This is a genomic window from Streptococcus sp. 5004 (assembly GCF_013276755.1).
Classification (GTDB): domain Bacteria; phylum Bacillota; class Bacilli; order Lactobacillales; family Streptococcaceae; genus Streptococcus.
Genome location: NZ_VMLP01000024.1, coordinates 36208 through 58928, shown reverse-complemented (window position 1 = coordinate 58928; position 22721 = coordinate 36208). Strand labels below are relative to the sequence as shown.

Below are 22721 nucleotides of genomic sequence, written 5' to 3'. Positions count from 1 at the left end.
AAACCTAGATTTAAAAATGTGCTATAATGAAAGGAGAAGAAATATGACCTTACGTCATCCGGGCATTAGCCCAACTAATGATTTGGTTGCTAAGAAAATCTTTAGCAACCCAGAAATCACTTGTCAATTTATTCGCGATATGCTGGACTTGCCAGCTAAAAATGTGACCATTTTGGAGGGAAGTAACATTCATGTCTTGCCTTCCCTGCCTTACTCGGCTCAGGATTTCTATACCAGTATAGACGTCTTGGCGGAGTTGGACAATGGAACACAGGTTATCATTGAAATTCAAGTTCATCATCAGAATTTTTTCATCAATCGCCTGTGGGCGTATCTGTGTAGTCAGGTCAATCAAAATCTCGAAAAAATTCGCCAACAAGAAGGAAACACTCACCAAAGTTATAAACACATAGCACCAGTATACGCTATTGCTATCGTTGACAGTAATTATTTTCAAGATGATTTAGCCTTTCACAGTTTTAGTATGCGAGAGGACACGACAGGTGAGATATTAACCATCACCAATAATGGACAAGAAAACCATTTAGTTAAGATGGCGTTCTTAGAACTAAAAAAATATAGAGAAACCAGCAAAGACGAGGTTCGCAAGCCATGGTTGGAGTTTTTCGGTAACAAGCCCTTTACCCAACAACCTGAGCGAGCCATAAGCCAAGCAGACCAACTGCTAGACTATAAAAGCTGGTCCGAGGAGGATAGGAAAATGTTTAGTGAACAACGCAGGCGTGAAGAACAAGCCTTACTCGCTCATGACTATGCCTTGGAAACAGCTAGGGCGGAAGGTATTGAACAGGGACTGGAGCGTGGTATTGAACAAGGACTTGAACGTGGCCGTGCAGAGGGTATTGAAAAAGGGCGAGAAGAGGGATTAAAAGTAGGTTTAGTAAATCTAGTACGTCAAGGTCTTCTAACACCTGAGGTTGCGAGTGAGCAATTAGGCATGACCGTGGCTGAGTTTGAAGAACTATTGAAAGACCATCATAAATAAGACCTAAAAATATAGAGAAACCAGCAAAGATGAGGTTCGCAAGCCATGGTTGGAGTTTTTCGGCAACAAGCCCTTTACCCAAGAACCCGAGCGAGCCATCAGCCAAGCAGACCAACTGCTGGACTACAAGAGCTGGTCCGAGGAGGACAGGAGAATGTTTAGTGAACAACGCAGGCGTGAAGAACAAGCCTTACTCGCTCATGACTATGCCTTGGAAACAGCTAGAGCGGAAGGAATCGAAAAAGGTTTAGAGCGAGGTCTTGAACGTGGTCGTGCAGAGGGTCTTGAACAAGGACGAGCAGAAGGCGTTGAACAGGGACTGGAGCGTGGGAAAATCTTTACCTTTCTAGATTTAGTACGCCAACATGTTTTAACTTCCGAATTCGCGAGTGAACAATTGGGTATGTCAGTAGCTGAGTTTGAGGCACTCTTATAAGGTCATCATAGTAATGGCGTTCTTGGAATTAAGAAAATACAGAGAAACCAGCAAAGACGAGGTTCGCAAACCGTGGTTGGAGTTTTTTGGGAATAAACCCTTTACCCAACAACCCGAGCGAGCCATCAGCCAAGCAGACCAACTGCTGGACTACAAGAGCTGGTCCGAGGAGGACAGGAAGATGTTTAGTCAACTACGTATGCGAGAAGAACAAGCCTTGTTGGCACAGGACTATGCTTTGGAAACAGCTAGAGCGGAAGGTCTTGAACAGGGATTGGAACGAGGTCTTGAGCGTAGTCGAGCAGAAGGTATTGAACAAGGTTTAGAGCGTGGACTTGAACGTGGTCGTGCAGAGGGTATTGAAAAAGGGCGCGAAGAAGGCATTGAAGAGGGATTAAAAGTAGGTTTAGTAAATCTAGTACATAAAGGTCTTTTGACATCCGAGGTTGCGAGTGAACAATTGGGCATGTCAGTAGCTGAGTTCGAGTCCTTGCTATGAGGTCACATTTTAAATAGTAGAAAGTTAATGAAATGGCGAGTTATTTCTAAAATACTTGTCATTTTTGCTTGACATTTGGAAGGGGTTATAGGATAATATCATGGAAGTGAGTTCTATCCAACTATCGATATGGATTAGATATGTGAGGTTTGACTCAGGGTTTAAGAAATTTGTGAGATTTTCACTTGTGAGATACGGTATTTGAAGAGTATTTCATCTCACAAAGACGTTTTTTCCCCTTTTTTGAAAAAAATAGGTAAAAAGTTGATGAAAACCCTTGACAAATCCTGCAAATATTTATATACTGTATGGTAGTAAGATAGTCTTACGAAAAAATATTTTAAAGAAAAATAAAGGAGATAAAACGATGAAAAAAGTTTTATTGACAAGCGCAGTCGCTCTTGCAGCATTTGGTGCTGTACAAGCTGTTTCAGCTGACAGACAATTGACACCTGAAGAAGCAGCATCAGTTAGAAAAGTTGAAAAAACTTACGATCCTTCACAAGTGGAAAAAGCAACTGAAACTAACCGTGCTGAACAAGTTCTAGCAAATGGAGATAAAGTAGTATCTGTTCAATATGCAGATGGTTCTACTTATACTTATTTGGTAATTAATCCTAACAATCAATTCAAGGATAAAGTATCTAATCCATATGATAGCCAATTTAATCTTAAAGATGGTAAAGTTCAAAAGGTTGTACCATTCACAAATGGAACACATGGACGTATCAACGTTAAAGATAAACAAGGTGCACCAGTTGCAGGTGTTGAATTTGAGCTATTAGTTTACAAAACTACTGAAGATTTCTTGAATGCTCAAGGTGGAAAACCTGTTAAAGATGCCCCAGCTCTTGTAAGTGCTAAGACAAATGAAGCAGGTGATGCTGAGTTTGAATTACACGAGGGTGGAGTAGCGGTTTACCGTATTTTGACAGTACCAAAAGGTTACTTTTTACCTGAGCGCCTAACAAAATCTTCACTATTTACAGCAGATGCAGTTGGACGTAACGAAAATAATGATATGTATGTAAATGCATCAGTTGAAATTGAAAAAACTGACAGCTACAATGTTGTTCGTACTGAGTGGGTTCAAGGTGAAAACGGCTGGCACTACTATGACAACAACAAACAAGTTACTGGTTGGAAACAAATCGACGGTAAATGGTACTTCTTTAACGCTGAAGGCGTAATGCAAAAATGGTGGGTTAAAGATGGTAACACTTGGTACTACCTAAATGGTTCAGGTGCTATGGAAACTGGTTGGTTGCAACACGGTGGCAAATGGTACTTCCTTGAAGCATCAGGTGCTATGAAAGCTAGCCAATGGTTTGAAGTTGCTGGTAAATGGTACTACGTTGACGGTTCTGGTGCCCTTGCAGTTAATACTACTGTAGGTGGATACACTGTAAACGGAAACGGTGAATGGGTTAAATAATCTAGTTTAATCAAAAAAGCAGGAGATTTCTTCTGCTTTTTATTTTTTCCATAAAAAGTTCAGTTTTTTTTAGAATTTTTTTAAAAAATAAGATACAATAAAACTAGGTTTATTACCTAAAATTTTAAACATGGAGAATGCTCATATGAAAAATAAAAAAGCTTTAGCCCTAGCAGTAGCTAGCTTGACAATGGCAAGTGCAGCAGTTTTAACCAGTTACTCTGCAATTACAGCTCGTCCAGTAAGTGCGGAAGAAGTTGTTTATAGAACTGAGTGGATCACAGTGATTAATGGTCGTTCACAAGAACGTAAGACAGTATTTTTTGAAGATGGGAATCAGCCGATCTCTAAACATTCGACAATTGAAGGATTTGAATTTCAACGTGCCTATGTTGAAGGGGGAAGAAAATACTACTTATTCGTTGAGAAAGGGACAAAGATTGATGATTATGTAAACGATCCCGATGCGTCTGTCAGTGAGTTAAATACTCAAGGCTATAAAACTTCTGATAAAGATGTAAAATGGCGTGTGTCTGCTGGTAATCGTTATCTTTACTATAAAGGAAATCCTGTAAAAGGTTGGGCTAATGTTGATGGAAAAACTTACTATTTTGATAGTGAAGGTGTTATGGCTCACGGAGTTCTTGAAAACACATCTGAACGTTACTATCTAGACGGACAAGGTGTTAAGAAAACTGGTTTCATTAAAGTAGGAGAAAAAACCTATTATTTTGTGTCAGATGGAGCTCGTAAGACAGAGATTATCTCTGAAAATGGAAAAACTTATTTTGTCAAAGATGGTGTTGTGACAATTGGAGCGCATAAGGTAGGTGATAAATGGTACTTCTTTGCTGAAGACGGTACAACCAAGTCAGGTATTGTAAAAGATAGTGCTGGAAAATGGTATTACATTACTACAGAAGGTGAGCGTAAGACAGGTCTTATCAAGGGTGCTGGCGATAAGTATTACTATGTCACTGAAGAAGGTGAACGTAAGTTTGGGGAAATTACCGTTGATGGTAAAACATATTTCTTAACAGATGAATCTAATACAAAAGCTGGCTGGAATAAAGTTGATAGTAACTGGATTTATGTAAATAAAGAAGGCAAACGTCAAGTTGGCTGGTTACAAGATGGTGGTAAGTGGTATTACTTTAACGCTGAAGGCATCATGCAAAAATGGTGGGTTAAAGATGGTAGCACTTGGTACTACCTAAATGGTTCAGGCGAAATGCAAACAGGCTGGTTGCAAGATGGTAGCACTTGGTACTATTTAAACAGTTCAGGTGCTATGCAAACAGGTTGGGCTAAAGTAGGTGATTCATGGTACTACCTTAAAGGTTCAGGTGCTATGGTAACTGGCTGGTTCCAAGTTGGTGGTAAATGGTACTATGCTTATAGTTCAGGTGCCCTTGCAGTAAATACTACAGTCGGTGGCTACTATGTAAATGCCAACGGTGAATGGGTATAAAATAACAAAGAGAGTGGTTTGAACCGCTCTCTTTCTGTTATTGTTAAATATTTCTACACTTTTTATGTTTTTTTATTGCATTTATTATAGGAAAGAGATATAATCTATATAAATTTAACCATTTAATAAAGGAGGTTCTTCTCATGAAGAAAACACTAACAGGTATCTTACTAGCTACTTCAGTGCTAGCTATGGCTTCAGTTCAACAAGTAAAAGCTGCCGAAACAGGGGCAACAACGACTTCAACAACTTCTACGGTTAAAGAAGTCCACTATGCAACATTTAAAAATGGTGGACCTGTAGATATCAAAGCTGCACTTACAGGTGCTGCTGTGACAGCTGCATCTATTGAGAATCACCCTGAAATTGCAAGTTATATCTATACTTCTAGTAGAGAAGAAGATGGTATTATGTATCATATGTATGCGCCTACTGCTACGACAGGTACTACGAATTCTGGTACTCAGACCAATCCATACCATAGAGATAACAACCAAAACAATGGTAGCACTAGTAATGCTAATGGGAATAATAACCAAAATAGTACTGGTGCAAACAATAATAATGGCTCAACAACAAATTCTAATTCTCCAGTAAAAAAAGTTCGTTTTGTAGAATATAAACCTGGTAGTGATGTTCCAGTTGATATTAAAGATCCACGTACAGGCTCTGCAGCTTCTGATACCAGTCGTCTGGATATTGCCAACTATACTTATGTTACTGGTGAATTAAAAGGTGATACACTTTACCATATCTATCGCTCAAATTCAACAACTAATACTAACCAAAATCAGTCTGCAGCGGCAGGTCAGTTCAAAACAGAGAACGGAAAAGTCTACTATATCAAGGATGGTAAAAAGGTTAGTGGTTGGCAAAAAATCGATGATAAGACTTACTACTTTGAAGCTGATGGAGCTATGAAAAAAGGTCTATTGACTTCAGGTGATAAGCAATACTATTTAGATGAAAAAGATGGTGTTAAAAAGCTAGGCTTTGTAAAAGTTGCTGATAAGGTTTACTATTTTGTTGAAAATGGTGATAAGAAAACTGGCTTTATCAAAATTGCTGATAAAACTTACTATCTAAAAGAAGGTGTTCGTCTAACAGGGGATATTACAGTAGACGGGAAACATTATTTCTTAGATGAGGAAGGTGTCCTTAAACCAGGTCTTGTTTTAATTGATGGTAAAAAATTCTTCATTGATGATGAGGGAAATCGTCATGTTGGATGGAAGAAAATTGGACTGGATTGGTATTATTTCTCTAAAGAAGATGGAATGAAGACAGGTTGGGTCAAAGATGGGGCATGGTATTACTTGGATGAAACTGGTGTGATGAAAACTGGTTGGAAACAAGTTGATGGTAATTGGTACTATCTTAACGACTCAGGTGCTATGCAGACAGGCTGGAAATTTATAAATGGTAGTTGGTACCATTTTGACAGTTTAGGTAAAATGGGTACTAGATGGATAAAAGACAATGGTACATGGTATTATCTTGACGGTTCAGGTGCTATGCAGACTGGTTGGAAGCTTTTAGATGGTAACTGGTATTACCTCAATGCTTCAGGTGCTATGCAAACAGGTTGGCTCAAGCAAGGTGGTACATGGTATTATCTTGCTGGCTCAGGTGCTATGAAGACAGGTTGGTACCAAGTTAGCGGTAAATGGTATTACTCATATTCATCAGGTGCATTGGCTGTGAACACAACTATCGATGGTTACACAGTAAATGCCAATGGTGAGTGGGTATAATGAATATAATAAAGAAATAAGGGGAAATTCCTCTTATTTTTTTGTCAATAGGGATGTTATTTTTTGATTTCTCCGAAAGAAAATGGTGCAATGAAAGTAAAAAGATATTAGAGGTGGTAAATACTTTATGGATAAGAAAAAACTTTTCACTGCTAGCTTGGCTAGTGTAGCTGTTTTAGGGACAGGTTTCCTTGCTTCTCACCCATCAGTTGTGAAGGCTGAAGAAGCAGCTTCAACTGCTGTGACTAAAGAAGATGTCGCTGATTACTTTACAGAGTTAGAAAAACAAGCTGAAGAAGCTATTAATAAAAATGATAAAATTAAAGATAAAGAAGTAGCAATCTTAGAAGCTAAGGCAGCTATCGGTAAAGAAGATTTATTAAAAGCTATTGATGAAAAACAAATCACACCTGAAGAAGTACTAAAAGACTTAGCAGAAGCTAGCAAGACTGAATCAGATGAAGCAGACCCAGGAAAATATGGTGAAAACTATGCACCTGTAGAAGTTAAAGATGCAAAACCTGCTCCAGGTGCTGAATTAAAACGTAACGAATCTGGTGAAGTTACCGAAGTTAAACCAATCAATGGTGGAATTGACGCTGATGCTCAAGATAAAATCAACAAACGTTTAGATGAAGAAAATACAGATGTTAAAGATGCAGAAGAAAGATTAGCTGCAGCTAAACATGATGAAAAAGAAGCTGAATCTAATAGAGAAGAAGCTAAAGCAGCTGTTGAAGCAGCTAAAGAAAATGTGAAAGCAGCTCAAGAGGAATTAGCAGCTGCAAAAGAAGCTAAAGCAAAATTTGAAAAAGAATTAGCAAGCTATAAAGATGCTGACGGTGAACAAGCTGATCAATATAGAGAAGCAGCAAGAGCTGATTTAGAAAAAGCTGAAGCAGCATTAAAAGATGCAGAAGAAACATTAAAACAAGCAGAAAAAGAAGCAAAAGAAGCTAAAGCTGCATTAGAACAAGCAGATGAAGATTATTATTCATATGTAGCAGACCGTGAAGCAGAAGAAGTTCGTGTACTACGTCGTCAAATTGCAAAAGATAAAGCTGATGGAAAAGATACTACAGCATTAGAAGAAGAACTTAATATTGCTTTAAATGGTGTAAAACCAGCGGTAAATGAAGTTAACCCATACGAAGGTCCAGTAACTGGTTCTGATTCAGGTAACAGTAACCTAGACCATCAGGCAAATGGTGGGGAGTATCCAGGTGATCGCTATATTATTAACAGACCATCTGTTACACCAGGTTCAACAACACCATCTACACCAGCTCCTGGAACAGATACTCCAGCTGCACCAACAGCTGAAACACCAGCACCGACAGCTCCAGCTGTAGCAGGTACTAGTCAAGACAACACTTATCAAGCACCAGCTGCAAAAGCAGAAGATAAGAAAGAACTTCCAAACACTGGTGGCAAAGATAATGCTGCAATTGCATCATTAGGATTCCTAGGCTTGCTCCTTGGTGCCCTTCCATTTGTGAAACGCAAAAACTAATTAGTTAAAAATATGAAAGAGAAGGACTTGTTACCTTCTCTTTTTGTGTATATAATCGCGTGAGGGTTTTGTTGGATAGTAGAAAATAAAAAGTGAACAAGACAATATTTCATTCTTGTTCGCTTTTATTATGTGACTATTAGTCCGTCTCGCTCCGCTAGGTGCGAGACAAAAGAACCACCCGCTATGCGGGTGCGCGTCGAAGGTTATACCAAAAAAACTCCGAACACGATACAATAAAGGTGTTCAAGTCAATTGTAAAGCGAAAGGAGAAAAATATGGCACAAAAGGCTCATAGTTTATCGCACACAAAGTGGAATTGTAAGTATCACATTGTGTTCACCCCTAAGTATAGACGAAAAGTTATCTATAATCAATATCGAAGTAGTTTAGGCGAAATATTTCATCGCTTGTGTAGTTATAAAGGAGTTGAAATTATCGAGGGTCACTTAATGCCAGACCATGTACACATGTTAGTAAGTATTCCACCAAGGATAAGTGTTTCGAGTTTCATGGGTTATTTAAAAGGAAAAAGTGCACTCATGATGTTTGACAAACACGCCAATCTCAAGTACAAGTTTGGGAATCGGCATTTCTGGGCGGAAGGTTATTATGTGAGTACGGTGGGACTCAATGAAGCCACAATTAAGAAATATATTCAAGAGTAAAGAAATTATCCAGTGGATGATTTCTTCACGAGTATGAATATTTAAGAACGAGTAAAGCATGATATAGCACTAGATAAATTGAGTGTAAAAGAATATGAGGATCCCTTTAGGGATAGTGGTAAGTAATACTAAAGCCTCTTTAAGAGGCAAGTGACGAGTCAAGAGCAATGAGGCTTGAACAAAGTGAAAGCCAGCGTCTTTAGGCGCTGGCTGGTAATTTGGGCTTATAGCCCTGGTACAAACCACCCGTTTTAGGGGTGGTCATGATTAGTGATTGTATAATCTTATAACAATGCTTCAAACTCAGCGACAGTCATGCTCAACTGCTGGCTGGCAACCTCGGAAGTCAGGAGACCTTGGCGGACTAGATTTACTAAACCTACTTTTAATCCCTGTTCAATCCCCTCCGCACGACCACGTTCTAAGCCCTTTTCCTCCGCTTGTTCCAAGGCATAGTCATGGGCCAATAATGCTTGTTCTTCGCGCATACGTAGTTGACTAAACATCTTCCTGTCCTCCTCGGACCAGCTCTTGTAGTCCAGCAGTTGATCTGCTTGGCTGATAGCTCGCTCGGGTTGTTGGGTAAAGGGTTTGTTCCCAAAAAACTCTAACCACGGCTTGCGAACCTCGTCTTTGCTGGTTTCTCTGTATTTTTTTAATTCCAAGAATGCCATCTTGACTAGATGGTTTTCTTGTCCATTATTGGTGATGGTTAAGACTTCACCCGTCGTATCTTCTCGCATGCTAAAACTGTGGAAAGCTAGATCATCTTGGAAATAATTACTATCCACAATAGCTATTGCGTAAACAGGTGCGATATGCTTGTAGCTCTGGTGAGTATCACCTTCTCGTTGGCGAATTTTTTCGAGGTTTTGATTGACCTGGCTGCACAGATAAGCCCACAGACGATTGATGAAAAAATTTTGATGATGAACTTGAATCTCAATGATAACCTGTGTCCCATTGTCCAACTCAGCCAAAACATCTATACTAGTGTAAAAATCCTGCGCTGAGTACGGCAGGGAAGGCAAGACGTGAATGTTACTTCCCTCCAAAATCGTCACATTTTTTGCTGGCAAGTCCAGCATATCGCGAATAAACTGACAAGTGATTTCTGGGTTGCTAAAGATTTTCTTAGCTACCAAGTCATTGGTTGGGCTAATGCCCGGATGTCTGAGAATCATCCTTTTCCTCCTTTTATTATACCACAGTTTTAAATCTAAGTTTGCTAGATTCACTGCTACTATCTATTTATTCGGAAAAAGTTTGAAAAATACTTGCTCTGGCTCTTTCCAATGGTATTTTTTGGTGCTTTCCTTTATAATGGGTGTATGGATAAGAAAAAATTATTATTGATTGATGGGTCTTCTGTTGCTTTTCGGGCGTTTTTTGCGCTCTATCAACAGTTGGACCGTTTTAAGAATGCGGCTGGTTTGCATACCAATGCGATTTATGGCTTTCAGTTGATGTTGAGCCATTTGTTGGAACGGGTTGAGCCGAGTCATATTTTGGTGGCTTTTGATGCGGGAAAGACGACCTTCCGTACAGAGATGTATGCGGACTATAAGGGTGGTCGGGCTAAGACTCCTGATGAGTTTCGTGAGCAATTTCCTTTCATTCGTGAGTTGTTGGATCATATGGGAATTCGTCACTATGAGTTGGCTCAGTATGAGGCGGATGACATTATTGGGACACTAGATAAATTAGCTGAACAAGATGGTTTTGATATTACCATTGTCAGTGGGGACAAGGACTTGATTCAGCTGACGGATGAGCATACGGTGGTTGAAATTTCCAAAAAAGGTGTGGCTGAGTTTGAGGCCTTTACGCCAGAATATCTTATGGAAAAGATGGGCATTACACCGACTCAGTTTATCGATCTTAAGGCGCTTATGGGAGATAAGTCGGATAATATTCCTGGGGTGACCAAAATCGGTGAAAAGACGGGTATCAAGCTCTTGCTGGAGCATGGTTCGCTTGAGGGTATTTATGAAAATATCGATGGGATGAAGACTTCTAAGATGAAGGAAAATCTCATCAATGATAAGGAACAGGCCTTTTTGTCGAAAACACTGGCGACCATTGATACCAAGGCACCGATTGAGATTGGTTTGGAGGATTTGGTCTATAGTGGTCCAGATGTTGAAAATCTCGGGAAATTCTACGATGAGATGGGCTTCAAACAGCTCAAGCAGGCTTTAAATGTGTCGTCAGCTGATGTGGCTGAGAGTTTGGACTTTACTATTGTTGACCAAATCAGTCAAGATATGCTGACTGAAGAGTCTATCTTCCATTTTGAGCTTTTTGGTGAGAATTACCATACGGATGATTTGGTTGGTTTTGCTTGGTCTTGTGGAGATAAGCTCTATGCCACAGACAAGCTTGAGCTTTTGCAAGAGCCTATTTTTAAGGATTTTCTAGAAAAAACACCTCTGAGAGTTTATGACTTTAAGAAGGCTAAAGTTCTCTTGAATCGTTTGGGTATTGATTTGCAGGCGCCTGCTTTTGACAGCCGTTTGGCTAAATATCTCCTTTCGACTGTGGAGGACAATGAAATTGCGACCATCGCTAGTCTTTATGGTCAGACTTATTTGGTTGATGATGAGACTTTCTATGGTAAGGGAGTCAAGAAGGTCATTCCTGGACGCGAGAAATTCTTGGAACATTTGGCTCGTAAGCTTGCTGTGTTGGTCGAAACAGAGCCTGTTTTGCTTGAAAAACTTAGCGAAAATGGGCAGTTAGAGCTTCTTTATGATATAGAGCAACCTCTGGCCTTTGTCCTTGCCAAGATGGAAATCGCTGGGATTAAGGTTAAAAAAGAAACCTTGCTTGAGATGCAGGCTGAAAATGAGCTTGTCATTGAAAAACTAACTCAGGAGATTTACGAACTGGCTGGTGAGGAGTTTAATATCAACTCGCCTAAGCAGTTGGGCGTACTTCTCTTTGAAAAATTGGGACTTCCTCTAGAATACACTAAGAAAACCAAAACTGGATACTCGACAGCGGTGGATGTGTTGGAGCGTCTAGCTCCTATTGCGCCAATTGTTAAGAAAATTCTTGACTACCGTCAGATTGCTAAGATTCAATCTACCTATGTAATTGGCTTGCAGGACTGGATTTTGGCTGATGGAAAGATCCACACGCGCTATGTGCAGGATTTGACTCAGACTGGGCGTCTGTCTAGTGTGGATCCAAACTTGCAAAATATTCCTGTGCGTTTGGAACAGGGGCGTCTCATTCGTAAGGCTTTTGTGCCAGAGTGGGAGGATAGTGTCCTTCTCAGCTCGGACTATTCACAGATTGAATTACGCGTTTTGGCGCATATTTCTAAGGATGAGCACTTGATTAAGGCTTTCCAAGAGGGGGCAGATATCCATACTTCGACAGCCATGCGGGTCTTTGGCATTGAGCGTCCTGAGGATGTGACTGCAAACGACCGTCGCAATGCCAAGGCAGTTAACTTTGGAGTGGTTTACGGGATTTCAGATTTTGGTTTGTCTAATAATCTGGGTATTAGTCGTAAGGAAGCCAAAGACTACATTGACACCTACTTTGAACGCTTCCCAGGTATTAAAAACTATATGGATGAAGTGGTGCGTGAGGCGCGTGATAAGGGCTATGTAGAGACCCTCTTCAAGCGTCGCCGTGAGTTGCCAGATATCAATTCGCGAAACTTTAATATTCGTGGTTTTGCAGAGCGGACAGCTATCAACTCTCCTATCCAGGGTTCGGCAGCAGATATTCTCAAGATTGCTATGATCCAGCTGGATAAAGCCTTGGTTGCAGGTGGTTATCAGACTAAGATGCTGTTACAAGTGCACGATGAAATCGTCCTTGAAGTGCCTAAATCTGAATTGGTAGAGATGAAAAAATTGGTGAAACAAACCATGGAAGAAGCCATTCAACTCAGTGTTCCTCTTATCGCAGATGAGAATGAAGGGGCAACCTGGTACGAGGCTAAATAAAAAGGGGGCTAGTCCTCCTTTTTTGTAGTAGAATTCTGCAAGCCTTTTCAAATTGTGCTATACTGATGAAAAAGGAGGATTTCTATGAGTCAAGAATTTATCAATCCAAGTGATGGCGTGATTCGTCAGTATCTAACAGCGAGTAAAACCCTTGCTGTGGTGGGCTTGTCAGACCGTGAAGAAACAACTAGCAATCGAGTGACCAAGGAAATGCAGGCTCGGGGTTATAAAATCATCCCAGTCAATCCCAAGGCGGCAGGTGGTGAAATCTTGGGTGAGAAGGCTTATGCTAGCCTAGCGGAGATTCCTTTTCCTGTAGATATTGTCAATGTTTACCGTCGCAGTGAGTTTTTGCCAGATGTGGCGCGTGATTTTCTCAAGGCTGATGCCAAGATTTTTTGGGCACAGCTAGGACTTGAAAGTCTAGAAGCGGAAGAGATTTTGCGTGCTGGTGGATGCGATGACATTGTGATGAATCGCTGCATCAAGAGAGAACATACTCGCTTAATTGAGGAAGCATAAGAAAAGGTAGCTGGTGGGCTACCTTTTGTGTTATACTCAATGAAAGTCAAAGAGCAAACTAGCCGCAGGCTGCTCAAAACACTGTTTTGAGGTTGTAGATAAGACTGACGAAGTCAGTCACATATATACGGCAAGGCGACGTTGACGTGGTTTGAAGAGATTTTCGAAGAGTATTAGAAAATGCCGATAAGGGTCTGCATACCAAGACTGGTGAGGATGATGGCAATCCAACAGATGGCTCCGAGAACAATGGATTTTCCACTGGATTTGACCATAGCTAGCAGATTGGTTTTGAGTCCGATAGCACTCATGGCCATGATAATGAGGAATTTGGAGAGTTGTTTGAGAGGGGTAAAGAAACTACTAGACACACCGAGAGAGGTCAGAAGGGTGGTTAGGAGCGATGCAAGGATGAAGTAAAGGATAAAAAGAGGGAAGACTTTTTTCAGTTGTAATCCTTGCTTATTTTTTTGTTCACGACTTTGCCAGTAGGAGAGAAAGAGAGTGATGGGGATGATAGCCAGAGTACGTGTGAGTTTGACAATGGTTGCGGATTCGAGGGTATTGGTCTGGTAGAGACTGTCCCAGGCGCTGGCGGTAGCCGTTACAGAGGAAGTATCGTTGACCGCAGTTCCTGCAAAGAGGGCGAAGCCGTCATTGGATAGATGAAGCCAGGTACCTAGAGTTGGAAAGATGAGTGCAGCCAAGACATTGAAGAAAAAGATCACGGAGATGGCTTGGGCTACTTCCTTTTCCTTAGCGTGGATAACAGGCGCTGTCGCCGCAATGGCAGAACCCCCACAGATAGAAGAACCTACTCCAATCAAGGTAGCCAGTTTTGTGTCCAGTGTAAAGAAGCGCTGGAAGAGGTAGGCAACAATCAAGGCTATTGAAATGGTGGACAGGATGACAGGGAGTGAAGATTGCCCAACTGCGAAGACTTGCGAGATATTGAGACCAAAACCAAGCAAGATAACGGCATACTGGAGCAATTTTTTAGAACTAAAGGTCAATCCCGCATCCAGTTGTTTATAGGGCGAGAGAAAGGGATGTAGGAGCATGCCTATGAAAATGGCAAACACGGGTGCGCCAATAACAGGGAAGAATCCTCCTAAGTACCAAGATACGATAGAAATGAGAAGGCAGGCCAAGATACCTGCTTCATTTTTTGATAGAAATGACATAAGAACCTCCAAATAGAATCTGTTACCATTATAGACCTGTTAACAGGAAAAGTAAAATAGAAAGTGGAAAGCTATTCTCTAATGTATTTTTGCGGTCGGGGGGCTTTTGTAGTATAATAGAGATACGTTTTGAAAGTAGGAGGTATCTATGGATTTAACTAAGCGCTTTAATAAACAGTTAGATAAGATTCAAGTTTCGTTGATTCGTCAGTTTGACCAGGCTATTTCGGAGATTCCTGGGGTCTTGCGTTTGACCTTGGGGGAACCTGATTTTACAACGCCAGATCATGTCAAGGAGGCGGCTAAGCGAGCGATTGATCAGAACCAATCCTACTATACAGGGATGAGTGGCCTGCTGACTCTACGTCAGGCAGCCAGTGACTTTGTTAAGGAAAAGTACCAACTGGACTATGCTCCTGAAAATGAAATCTTGGTTACAATTGGGGCGACAGAGGCCTTATCTGCTACTTTGACAGCTATTTTGGAAGAGGGAGACAAGGTGCTCTTGCCAGCTCCTGCTTATCCGGGTTATGAACCGATTGTCAATCTAGTTGGGGCAGAGGTTGTCGAGATTGATACAACTGAAAATGGGTTTGTCTTGACTCCTGAAATGTTGGAGAAGGCCATTTTGGAGCAAGGTGACAAGCTCAAGGCGGTTATTCTCAACTATCCAGCTAATCCGACAGGAATTACCTATAGTCGGGAGCAGTTGGAAGCCTTGGCAGATGTTTTACGCAAGTACGAGATTTTCGTTGTCTGTGATGAGGTCTACTCAGAATTGACCTATACAGGGGAAGCCCATGTATCTCTAGGAACGATGTTGAGAGACCAGGCTATCATTATCAATGGTTTGTCGAAATCGCATGCTATGACTGGTTGGCGTTTGGGTCTGATTTTCGCTCCTGCGGCCTTCACAGCCCAGTTGATTAAGAGTCACCAGTATTTGGTTACTGCTGCAAATACCATGGCTCAACACGCTGCGGTGGAAGCCTTGACGGCTGGTAAAAATGATGCGGAACCTATGAAAAAGGAATACATCCAGCGTCGGGACTATATCATCGAGAAAATGACTGCTCTTGGTTTTGAGATTATCAAACCAGACGGTGCCTTCTATATCTTTGCTAAGATTCCAGCGGGCTATAATCAAGATTCCTTTGACTTTCTCAAGGATTTTGCTCAGAAGAAGGCCGTTGCCTTTATCCCTGGAGCTGCCTTTGGGCGTTACGGAGAAGGCTATGTGCGTCTGTCTTATGCAGCCAGCATGGAGACGATCAAAGAAGCCATGAAACGACTTGAGGAGTACATGAGAGAAGCATGATTCAGTCTATCACGAGTCAAGGCTTGGTGCTCTACAATCGCAATTTTCGTGAGGATGACAAGCTAGTCAAGATTTTTACTGAGCAGGCTGGTAAGCGGATGTTTTTCGTCAAACATGCTGGCCAGTCCAAACTGGCTCCTGTTATTCAGCCCTTGGTGCTGGCACGATTTCTCTTGCGAATCAATGATGATGGGCTCAGTTACATTGAGGACTATCATGAGGTGATGACCTTTCCCAAGATTAATAGCGATCTTTTTGTCATGGCTTATGCGACCTATGTGGCAGCTCTTGCAGATGCTAGTTTGCAGGATAATCAGCAGGATGCTCCCTTGTTTGCTTTTTTACAAAAGACTTTGGAGTTGATGGAAGCAGGTTTGGATTATCAGGTTTTGACCAATATTTTTGAAATCCAAATCTTGACCAGATTTGGGATCGGCCTCAATTTTAATGAGTGTGTCTTCTGCCATCGGGTCGGTCAGGCTTTTGACTTTTCTTTCAAATATGGAGCCTGCCTCTGTTCAGACCATTATCATGAAGATGAGAGACGTTGCCATCTCAATCCCAATATCCCTTATCTGCTCAATCAGTTTCAAGCCATTGATTTTGAGACCTTGGAGACCATTTCGCTCAAGCCTGAAATCAAGCAAGAGCTACGCCAATTTATGGATCAACTCTACGAAGAGTACGTTGGGATTCACCTAAAATCAAAGAAATTTATTGATTCCCTAGCAGACTGGGGACAATTACTAAAAGAGGAAAACAAATGAAAAAAATCGCAGTAGATGCCATGGGAGGCGATTACGCACCCCAAGCCATCGTTGAGGGTGTAAATCAAGCCCTAGCTGACTTTTCAGATATCGAGGTTCAACTCTACGGAGATGAAGCTAAAATCAAGCAATATCTAACAGCAACAGAGCGCGTCAGCATTATCCATACGGATGAGAAGATTGATTCAGACGATGAACCTACGAGAGCTATTCGGAAGAAGAAAAATGCCAGTATGGTCTTGGCGGCTAAGGCTGTCAAAGATGGAGAGGCAGATGCTGTCCTATCGGCTGGGAATACAGGTGCTTTACTAGCAGCAGGATTCTTTATCGTGGGTCGTATCAAGAATATTGATCGTCCTGGGCTTATGTCAACATTGCCAACTATTGATGGGAAAGGTTTTGACATGCTGGACCTCGGTGCTAATGCAGAAAATACAGCCCAGCATCTCCATCAATACGCGGTTCTAGGTTCCTTCTATGCTAAAAATGTCCGTGGAATTGCGCAACCACGTGTTGGCTTACTTAACAACGGAACAGAGAGTAGCAAGGGTGACCCGCTTCGTAAGGAAACTTACGAATTACTAGCAGCTGATGAAAGTTTGAACTTTATCGGAAACGTGGAAGCGCGTGATTTGATGAATGGCGTTGCGGATGTTGTCGTGGCAGATGGTTTCACGGGAAACGCTGTGCTCAAATCCATTGAAGGAACAGCCATGGGAATCATGGGCTTGCTCAAGACAGCTATTACAGGTGGTGGTCTCCGAGCGAAACTAGGCGCACTCCTTCTCAAGGACAGCCTCAGAGGTTTGAAAAAACAGCTCAACTATTCAGATGTTGGTGGAGCGGTCTTGTTTGGTGTTAAGGCACCGGTTGTCAAGACTCATGGCTCAAGCGATGCCAAGGCTGTTTATAGTACGATTCGCCAGATTCGTACCATGCTAGAAACAGACGTAGTTGCCCAGACTGCGCGTGAATTTTCAGGAGAATAAAAGAGATGACAGAAAAAGAAATTTTTGACCGTATTGTAACCATTATCCAAGAGCGACAGGGAGAGGATTTTGTCGTGACAGAATCCTTGAGTCTGAAAGACGACTTGGATGCTGACTCAGTTGACTTGATGGAGTTTATCTTGACGCTGGAAGATGAATTTAATATCGAAATCAGCGACGAAGAAATTGACCAACTGCAGAGCGTAGGAGATGTGGTTAAAATCATTCAAGGAAAATAGCAATAGGAGTTCCAAGGCATTTGCTTTGGAATTTTTTATTTGCTTTAAATGACCGTTTAGGAACAGATTTAGTCTTTCTAGGGACAGGAGAAATCTGAGGACAAATAGGGGATATAATGGAGTTAGAAAAAATTAATCTCCAAAAAGGAGAAAAAGAAAGGATTTTTATAGAGTTATAGCAATATGGTATAGCTCAAAATACAATTCGTAGATATTGGTAATATTGTCTAATTTTTCACAATATTATTGACTTTGACAATGAAAAGTATTAGAATATAGCTAAATAAAGAGGGGAAGCCCTCTTATAGCTGTTCAATAAAGGAGGAAATAGCTATGAAAAAATCTAAATTACTTACTCTTGGTTTGCTTGCAGGTGCTGGTCTGCTTTTATCTATCAACCAAGCACAGGCTGCAGATACTTGGGTTAAAAATGGTGCTGACTGGAATCTTTCTCAAGATGGCAGTCTAGCTAAGGATAAATGGGTACAAAATGCTGGCTCATGGTATCACTTCGACAGCACTGGTAAAATGCAGACAGGCTGGCTCAAAGACGGTGATACTTGGTATTCACTAGCAGATAGTGGCGCCATGCGTACTGGCTGGTACAAGGAAGGAAATACATGGTACTCACTAGCAAATAGTGGTGCTATGCGTACAGGTTGGTACAAAGAAGGATCTACATGGTATTACCTCAAAGACAGTGGCGCTATGGCAACAGGATGGGCGACTGCAAATGGTAAATGGGCTTACTTTGAAAAATCAGGTGCTATGGTCGCAGACAGAGCTGTTCCAGCCAGTGATGGGGAAAGTTATGTCATTGGTAAGGATGGCTATCTAGCAAATAGAAAAGATGCTGGATACAATATTCATGATATTGTCAAACTTGGAGATGGGCAAGAATATTTGCTAAATGCTAAAGGTGACGATGTTATTATTGAAAAAAACACTTGGTATATCAGACCAGAGTTCCAGAAGTTTTCTAACAAATATGGGGATGAGGTTGCAAATACTACCTTAGCTTTAGTGGATAATAAAGAAGAAGGACAAGAAATTGATCCTAAGGCAGTTGTACAGAACTTCCAAAACTTACCAAATCGCTACTACTTTGATGAAAATGGACATCGTGTGGTTAATATCCCAGCAATGACAACCTATTCAGAGATTAAAAAAGTTGGTAATGATGCCTATTTAGAAAATCCAGGTGCACGACTTCGTCTTGGAGCTACCCACTTTACAATCAATAACAATAAACTATACTATTTAGAAAATGAGCAAGGTAAGCTCAAAACAGGTTACTTTGTATTAATTGATGATGGTATGGCTACAACCCACTATCACATCCTAGCCTATGCGGATCAATCTGGTGAAATTCTTAAGATGAAACGCTTGCCATCAGGAGTTTCAGATTATCTGGATAAAGAAATCGATGGTTTATATGGTGAAAAAATTAAAATTGAATCTCCACACTCAAACGAATATTATAAAGTGGTTGTGGTTAAATAAAAATAACATCTTCACAACTAATCGTTAACACTCTAACCAATATACCATTTTCAGGAGGCTTTAGATTTCTTGTATTTTAAAAGGAAACTAAAGCCTTTTGTAGATGGAACAGGGGATAGAGTTATCTATAAAATAATGAAAAGGAGTCTGTCATGGAAATGAAAAATACATTTGTAGAATTGGAACAATTTGAAGAGTTAACCCCAGAGGTATTGGAGGAAGTGAATGGTGGAGGGATTTTTGAAGATACTGTAAAATGGTGCAATAAATTATTTGGTACGGGTAGACACGTTGCTTAAATTCACAGTATTAGTTAGAGATTAGATTTATTTATGCTTATTTTAGAATTCTTATTTTCTGTGATATATCTACTGTTGGTAGTCGTTTCAACCATAGTTCCTACTATTTATTTGGGCGCTCAAATTTCCCCAGAATTTTATAAAAAACGTTATTGGATACTTATATTTTTAATTAGTTTATCTGCTCGTCAAACATTTGGAGAATTATTTCATATAGGAGTTCTTATCTACTTTTACTGTATTTTTTTATTAGTATTGCACAAGGGAAAAGGGGAATCTCTTTTTCTTTCTCTGTATCTTTTTCTCTTCTTTCAAAGTATTCGTTATTTATTTTTGACAATTTGGATTCGTGTATTATCTGGTGAGCATTGTTGTTTCGTAGATTCGTTTTCTACTTTATATATATCTATATTTGATTTATTATCAATCTTTCTATGTTGTAAAATTATGAAGCGTTGGTCTTTGGATTTGGATTTATTCTTTTCAGATACTTTTAAAACCCACTATCGTAAGAGCTTTTTCATTATCCTACCTCTGACTGGATTTAGGATATTCTCTTCGTTCATGACCAATAGAAATAGTTCTTTTTACGTTCGCTTTGACACGACCATTTCTCTCCTGATTTTCATTCTCTTTTTCTCCTGGCTCTTTTATATCAGACACTTAGAGCAGGTTTATCGTGATGAGCAGACCATTCAGAGACAGGAAGAAGAAAATCGTTCCTTGCAAGGGATGGTGGATAAGTTGGGTCATCTCTATGATGAGGTTCGAGGTTTCCGTCATGATTTTGCAGGGATTGTCGCCAGCATGGAGCCTGCCATAGCTAATCAAGATATGACTGAGGTTTCTACTATTTATCAAGATGTCTTTCTAAAGACCAATGAAAAGCTGAGAAAGGCGGACTACACGGCCTTTAATCTTCATAATATCCAAGATATAGCCATTCGCAATACCTTGGCAAAAGCCATGATTGTGGCAGATAATCAAGGAATTCATTTTAGTTTGGAGACGGTGGGGATTGTCGAAGAGCTGGCATTGCCGATGTTGGAGGCTATCCGTATCCTCTCTATCCTCACGACAAATGACTTAGAAGCAGCCAGTGAGGCGGAAAATCCGCAGATTCGGGTTGCTTTGTTGGCAAGTGATAGGAGTGTTCGTTTTATCATTGAAAACACTCGTAAGAAAGAAGAACTGAATCCCATCATTCTCAGTCAAAAGGGTTACTCTACCAAGGGAAACCACAGTGGACTGGGCTTAGCAACCTTGGAAGATATGGTTTTCCATTATGATTTGAACTTAGATACCCAGCTAGGAGAGACGACTTTTAGACAAGATTTAGAATTGCCATTTAAGGATGAGAAACGAGGGGGAGAGGAATGAGAATTTTAGTTTTGGAAGACGATAGAGTTCAGCAGGGACGTATAGAGCAGACTTTACTAGATATCGGTCGCTCTCGCAATTTAAGATTGGAAATTGATATTGCTAAAAGCTATGGAGATGTTGAAAAGTATTCTCAGTATTTTGACCATTACCAACTCTATTTATTGGATTTAGAGATTGATGGAGAGCGTGAACGGGGCTTTCAGGTTGCTCAACAGGTTCGGGAGCGGGATCCTTTTACAAGCATTGTCTTTGTGTCCACGCACTCGGAGGCCTTACCTCTAGCTTTTCGCTACCACTTATCTGCCTTGGATTTTATTTCCAAGGATCAGCCAGAGGCGGACTACTGTCATCAGCTGGAGCGCTGTCTGGACTATGTACTGGCAGTGGACAAGAGGGAAAATATGCGTCTCTTCACCTATAGTTTTGAGGGAAGACGGGGCTTTACTCTGCCCTACCATGAGATTTTAGCCTTTGAAACCTCAGTGGAATCCCATCGTATCAAGGTCTACTATGCCAATCATTCTATCAAGACCATTTATGGCAGTCTTAAGGATATAGCTGCCAAGGCTGAAAAAGATTACTTTATCTATGCCAATCGCAATACGTTGGTCAGTTTACAGGCCATTGAAGAGATGACTGCCACAGAAGTGACCTTGTTAGAAGGCTTGCATTTCCCTGTATCACGAACAGCCAGAAGAACTCTAAAAAAACACCTTAATGTCTAATATCTGTTAGATTTGAATGAATTTATCAATAAGAATGTCGGAAAATTTTCTGATATTCTTATTTTTTTAACTTTTTTTCGAATAGATAAGTAAGAGGAAACAGAAAGGAGCCTAGTTCATGTTTATATCAATGTTCTACCCATGGTTCACTGAGTTATTTTTTAAATAAAATTTAATTTAGTTGTACGTTTTCGAAATTTTTTTCGAATAGATAAGTGAGAAGAAAAAGAAAGGAATAAAATAATGAAAGAACATTATTACGGATTTGTTGAGCTAACTTCGGAAGAATTGACCGATATTCAAGGTGGAGAAAATTGGACGAAGACCCTTGTAGATTGGTACATTGGATTTCGTAGAGGTTTTGGTTTTTAGGAGGATAAGAGATGAATGAAATGAATGATAAGTATACTATTGAAGTATTAAAGGAAAGCGACTTAGCCTTGCTGGTGGGTGGTAGTGAGGCAAGTTACCAACATGGTTTAATGGTGGGGTTCATTTTACGTCGTGCATTATTTGGATTCTAAGATAATATTTAGAGAGTGAAGCTTACCTACAACAATGAACAGAATATATGAAAAAGGAAATACAAATAACTACCTTTTTCAATTGTTAAGAATCAAAAAAGGAGAATAAGATGGAACAAATTAAAAATATGGAAAATAATTTTCATGTAATGAGTCATGAGGAATTGGCCGATGTAGAAGGAGGCTTGCTATTTGGTCTGGTAGTAGTTGGAGGAGTCGCAATTGCAGGAACATTTTTATTGGGTGCGGTAGATGGTGCTTCAGGAGCACATGCTAAGCGTCGTGGACGTTAACAGGGAAGGAAGAGCGCTGATGGAACGCATAATAGAAAGTTGGATTACTAGGGTAGAGAATTTTTACAGTTTGCAGTCAATTCCTGTGAAAGTATTCATTTTCATAGTTGGAGTAGTTGGGATTTATGCTTTAGGGACATTACTTTTAGGACCGGTTTATTGGGCGGGGCAGAAGTTTGGCGAAACAATTTACAATTATTTGTTTCAATAAAAAATTATAGATAAAGA

At 40.4% G+C, this 22721-nt stretch carries 20 protein-coding genes and 4 pseudogenes; 22 read left to right on the top strand and 2 right to left on the bottom strand.

Going from position 1 to position 22721, the window contains the following annotated elements:
• Window positions 1-43 precede the first annotated feature (43 nt).
• The 8 genes and pseudogenes from HT685_RS08190 (at window position 44) to tnpA (ending at window position 8908) form a co-directional block, all read left to right on the top strand.
• Window positions 44-1006: an Rpn family recombination-promoting nuclease/putative transposase gene (locus HT685_RS08190; RefSeq protein WP_173224594.1), complete on the top strand. Its 963-nt coding sequence runs from the start codon at window positions 44-46 to the stop codon at window positions 1004-1006.
• 7 nt (window positions 1007-1013) lie between these two features.
• Window positions 1014-1442 (top strand): annotated as a pseudogene (locus HT685_RS08180) (hypothetical protein); the annotation flags it as partial.
• 4 nt (window positions 1443-1446) lie between these two features.
• Window positions 1447-1941 (top strand): annotated as a pseudogene (locus HT685_RS08175) (hypothetical protein); the annotation flags it as partial.
• 1135 nt (window positions 1942-3076) lie between these two features.
• A pseudogene (locus HT685_RS10215) lies at window positions 3077-3376 on the top strand (N-acetylmuramoyl-L-alanine amidase family protein); the annotation flags it as partial.
• Between the two features lie 145 nt (window positions 3377-3521).
• Window positions 3522-4847: an N-acetylmuramoyl-L-alanine amidase family protein gene (locus HT685_RS08165; RefSeq protein ID WP_173224605.1), complete on the top strand. Its 1326-nt coding sequence runs from the start codon at window positions 3522-3524 to the stop codon at window positions 4845-4847.
• Between the two features lie 143 nt (window positions 4848-4990).
• The gene (locus HT685_RS10310; protein ID WP_173224610.1) at window positions 4991-6601 is read left to right on the top strand and encodes an N-acetylmuramoyl-L-alanine amidase family protein; all 1611 of its coding nucleotides are present in this window, start codon (window positions 4991-4993) and stop codon (window positions 6599-6601) included.
• A gap of 127 nt (window positions 6602-6728) precedes the next feature.
• Window positions 6729-8114, top strand: a complete 1386-nt coding sequence (locus tag HT685_RS10200) for an LPXTG cell wall anchor domain-containing protein (protein ID WP_240148087.1) — start codon at window positions 6729-6731, stop codon at window positions 8112-8114.
• Between the two features lie 278 nt (window positions 8115-8392).
• Window positions 8393-8908 (top strand): annotated as a pseudogene (tnpA, locus tag HT685_RS08150) (IS200/IS605 family transposase).
• Between the two features lie 158 nt (window positions 8909-9066).
• Here tnpA and HT685_RS08145 read toward each other — a convergent pair.
• Window positions 9067-9966, bottom strand: a complete 900-nt coding sequence (locus HT685_RS08145; protein WP_173224613.1) for an Rpn family recombination-promoting nuclease/putative transposase — start codon at window positions 9964-9966, stop codon at window positions 9067-9069.
• Window positions 9967-10113: 147 nt separating this feature from the next.
• Here HT685_RS08145 and polA point away from each other — a divergent pair, with 147 nt between their 5' ends.
• Together polA and HT685_RS08135 are read left to right on the top strand one after the other, a co-directional pair.
• The gene (gene polA / locus HT685_RS08140; protein ID WP_173224616.1) at window positions 10114-12747 is read left to right on the top strand and encodes a DNA polymerase I; all 2634 of its coding nucleotides are present in this window, start codon (window positions 10114-10116) and stop codon (window positions 12745-12747) included.
• An 84-nt stretch (window positions 12748-12831) separates the two neighbouring features.
• Complete coding sequence (locus HT685_RS08135; RefSeq protein WP_173224619.1) at window positions 12832-13269, top strand: CoA-binding protein; 438 nt, start codon at window positions 12832-12834, stop codon at window positions 13267-13269.
• Between the two features lie 173 nt (window positions 13270-13442).
• Here HT685_RS08135 and HT685_RS08130 read toward each other — a convergent pair whose 3' ends face one another.
• Window positions 13443-14453, bottom strand: a complete 1011-nt coding sequence (locus HT685_RS08130) for a YeiH family protein (RefSeq protein ID WP_173224622.1) — start codon at window positions 14451-14453, stop codon at window positions 13443-13445.
• Window positions 14454-14601: 148 nt separating this feature from the next.
• On the opposite strand from HT685_RS08130, the gene HT685_RS08125 reads away from it, so the two are divergent.
• From HT685_RS08125 to HT685_RS08070, 12 genes are all read left to right on the top strand, one after another.
• Window positions 14602-15771, top strand: coding sequence for a pyridoxal phosphate-dependent aminotransferase (locus tag HT685_RS08125; protein WP_173224625.1), 1170 nt, complete (start codon window positions 14602-14604; stop codon window positions 15769-15771).
• A complete protein-coding gene (gene recO, locus HT685_RS08120) occupies window positions 15768-16538 on the top strand; it encodes a DNA repair protein RecO (protein WP_173224628.1) in 771 nt (256 codons plus the stop codon). Before HT685_RS08125 ends, recO begins: the two co-directional genes overlap by 4 nt.
• Window positions 16535-17527, top strand: coding sequence for a phosphate acyltransferase PlsX (plsX, locus tag HT685_RS08115; protein ID WP_050072407.1), 993 nt, complete (start codon window positions 16535-16537; stop codon window positions 17525-17527). The genes recO and plsX overlap by 4 nt, the downstream gene beginning before the upstream one ends.
• A 5-nt stretch (window positions 17528-17532) precedes the next feature.
• On the top strand, window positions 17533-17766 hold the full coding sequence (locus tag HT685_RS08110; RefSeq protein ID WP_000136446.1) for an acyl carrier protein: 234 nt from the start codon (window positions 17533-17535) through the stop codon (window positions 17764-17766).
• A 333-nt stretch (window positions 17767-18099) separates the two neighbouring features.
• Complete coding sequence (locus HT685_RS08105) at window positions 18100-19269, top strand: N-acetylmuramoyl-L-alanine amidase family protein (protein WP_173224631.1); 1170 nt, start codon at window positions 18100-18102, stop codon at window positions 19267-19269.
• Between the two features lie 152 nt (window positions 19270-19421).
• Entirely contained in the window at window positions 19422-19568 is a 147-nt protein-coding gene (locus HT685_RS08100) for a smi_0057.1 family bacteriocin-like peptide (protein WP_000425304.1), read from the top strand.
• 447 nt (window positions 19569-20015) lie between these two features.
• Window positions 20016-20948 carry a GHKL domain-containing protein gene (locus HT685_RS08095; protein WP_240148759.1) on the top strand — a complete coding sequence of 311 codons (933 nt, stop codon included), beginning with the start codon at window positions 20016-20018 and terminating at the stop codon, window positions 20946-20948.
• Window positions 20945-21676 (top strand): response regulator transcription factor, encoded by a 732-nt coding sequence (locus HT685_RS08090; RefSeq protein ID WP_173224636.1) that lies wholly within the window; start codon window positions 20945-20947, stop codon window positions 21674-21676. The genes HT685_RS08095 and HT685_RS08090 overlap by 4 nt, the downstream gene beginning before the upstream one ends.
• 243 nt (window positions 21677-21919) lie before the next feature.
• Window positions 21920-22048 (top strand): smi_0059.1 family bacteriocin-like peptide, encoded by a 129-nt coding sequence (locus tag HT685_RS08085; protein WP_000658221.1) that lies wholly within the window; start codon window positions 21920-21922, stop codon window positions 22046-22048.
• An 11-nt stretch (window positions 22049-22059) separates the two neighbouring features.
• Window positions 22060-22200, top strand: a complete 141-nt coding sequence (locus HT685_RS08080; RefSeq protein ID WP_001004581.1) for a hypothetical protein — start codon at window positions 22060-22062, stop codon at window positions 22198-22200.
• 110 nt (window positions 22201-22310) lie between these two features.
• Entirely contained in the window at window positions 22311-22493 is a 183-nt protein-coding gene (locus HT685_RS08075) for a class IIb bacteriocin, lactobin A/cerein 7B family (protein WP_000435077.1), read from the top strand.
• Between the two features lie 19 nt (window positions 22494-22512).
• Window positions 22513-22704: a hypothetical protein gene (locus HT685_RS08070; protein WP_000439598.1), complete on the top strand. Its 192-nt coding sequence runs from the start codon at window positions 22513-22515 to the stop codon at window positions 22702-22704.
• The last annotated feature ends 17 nt before the right edge of the window (window positions 22705-22721 follow it).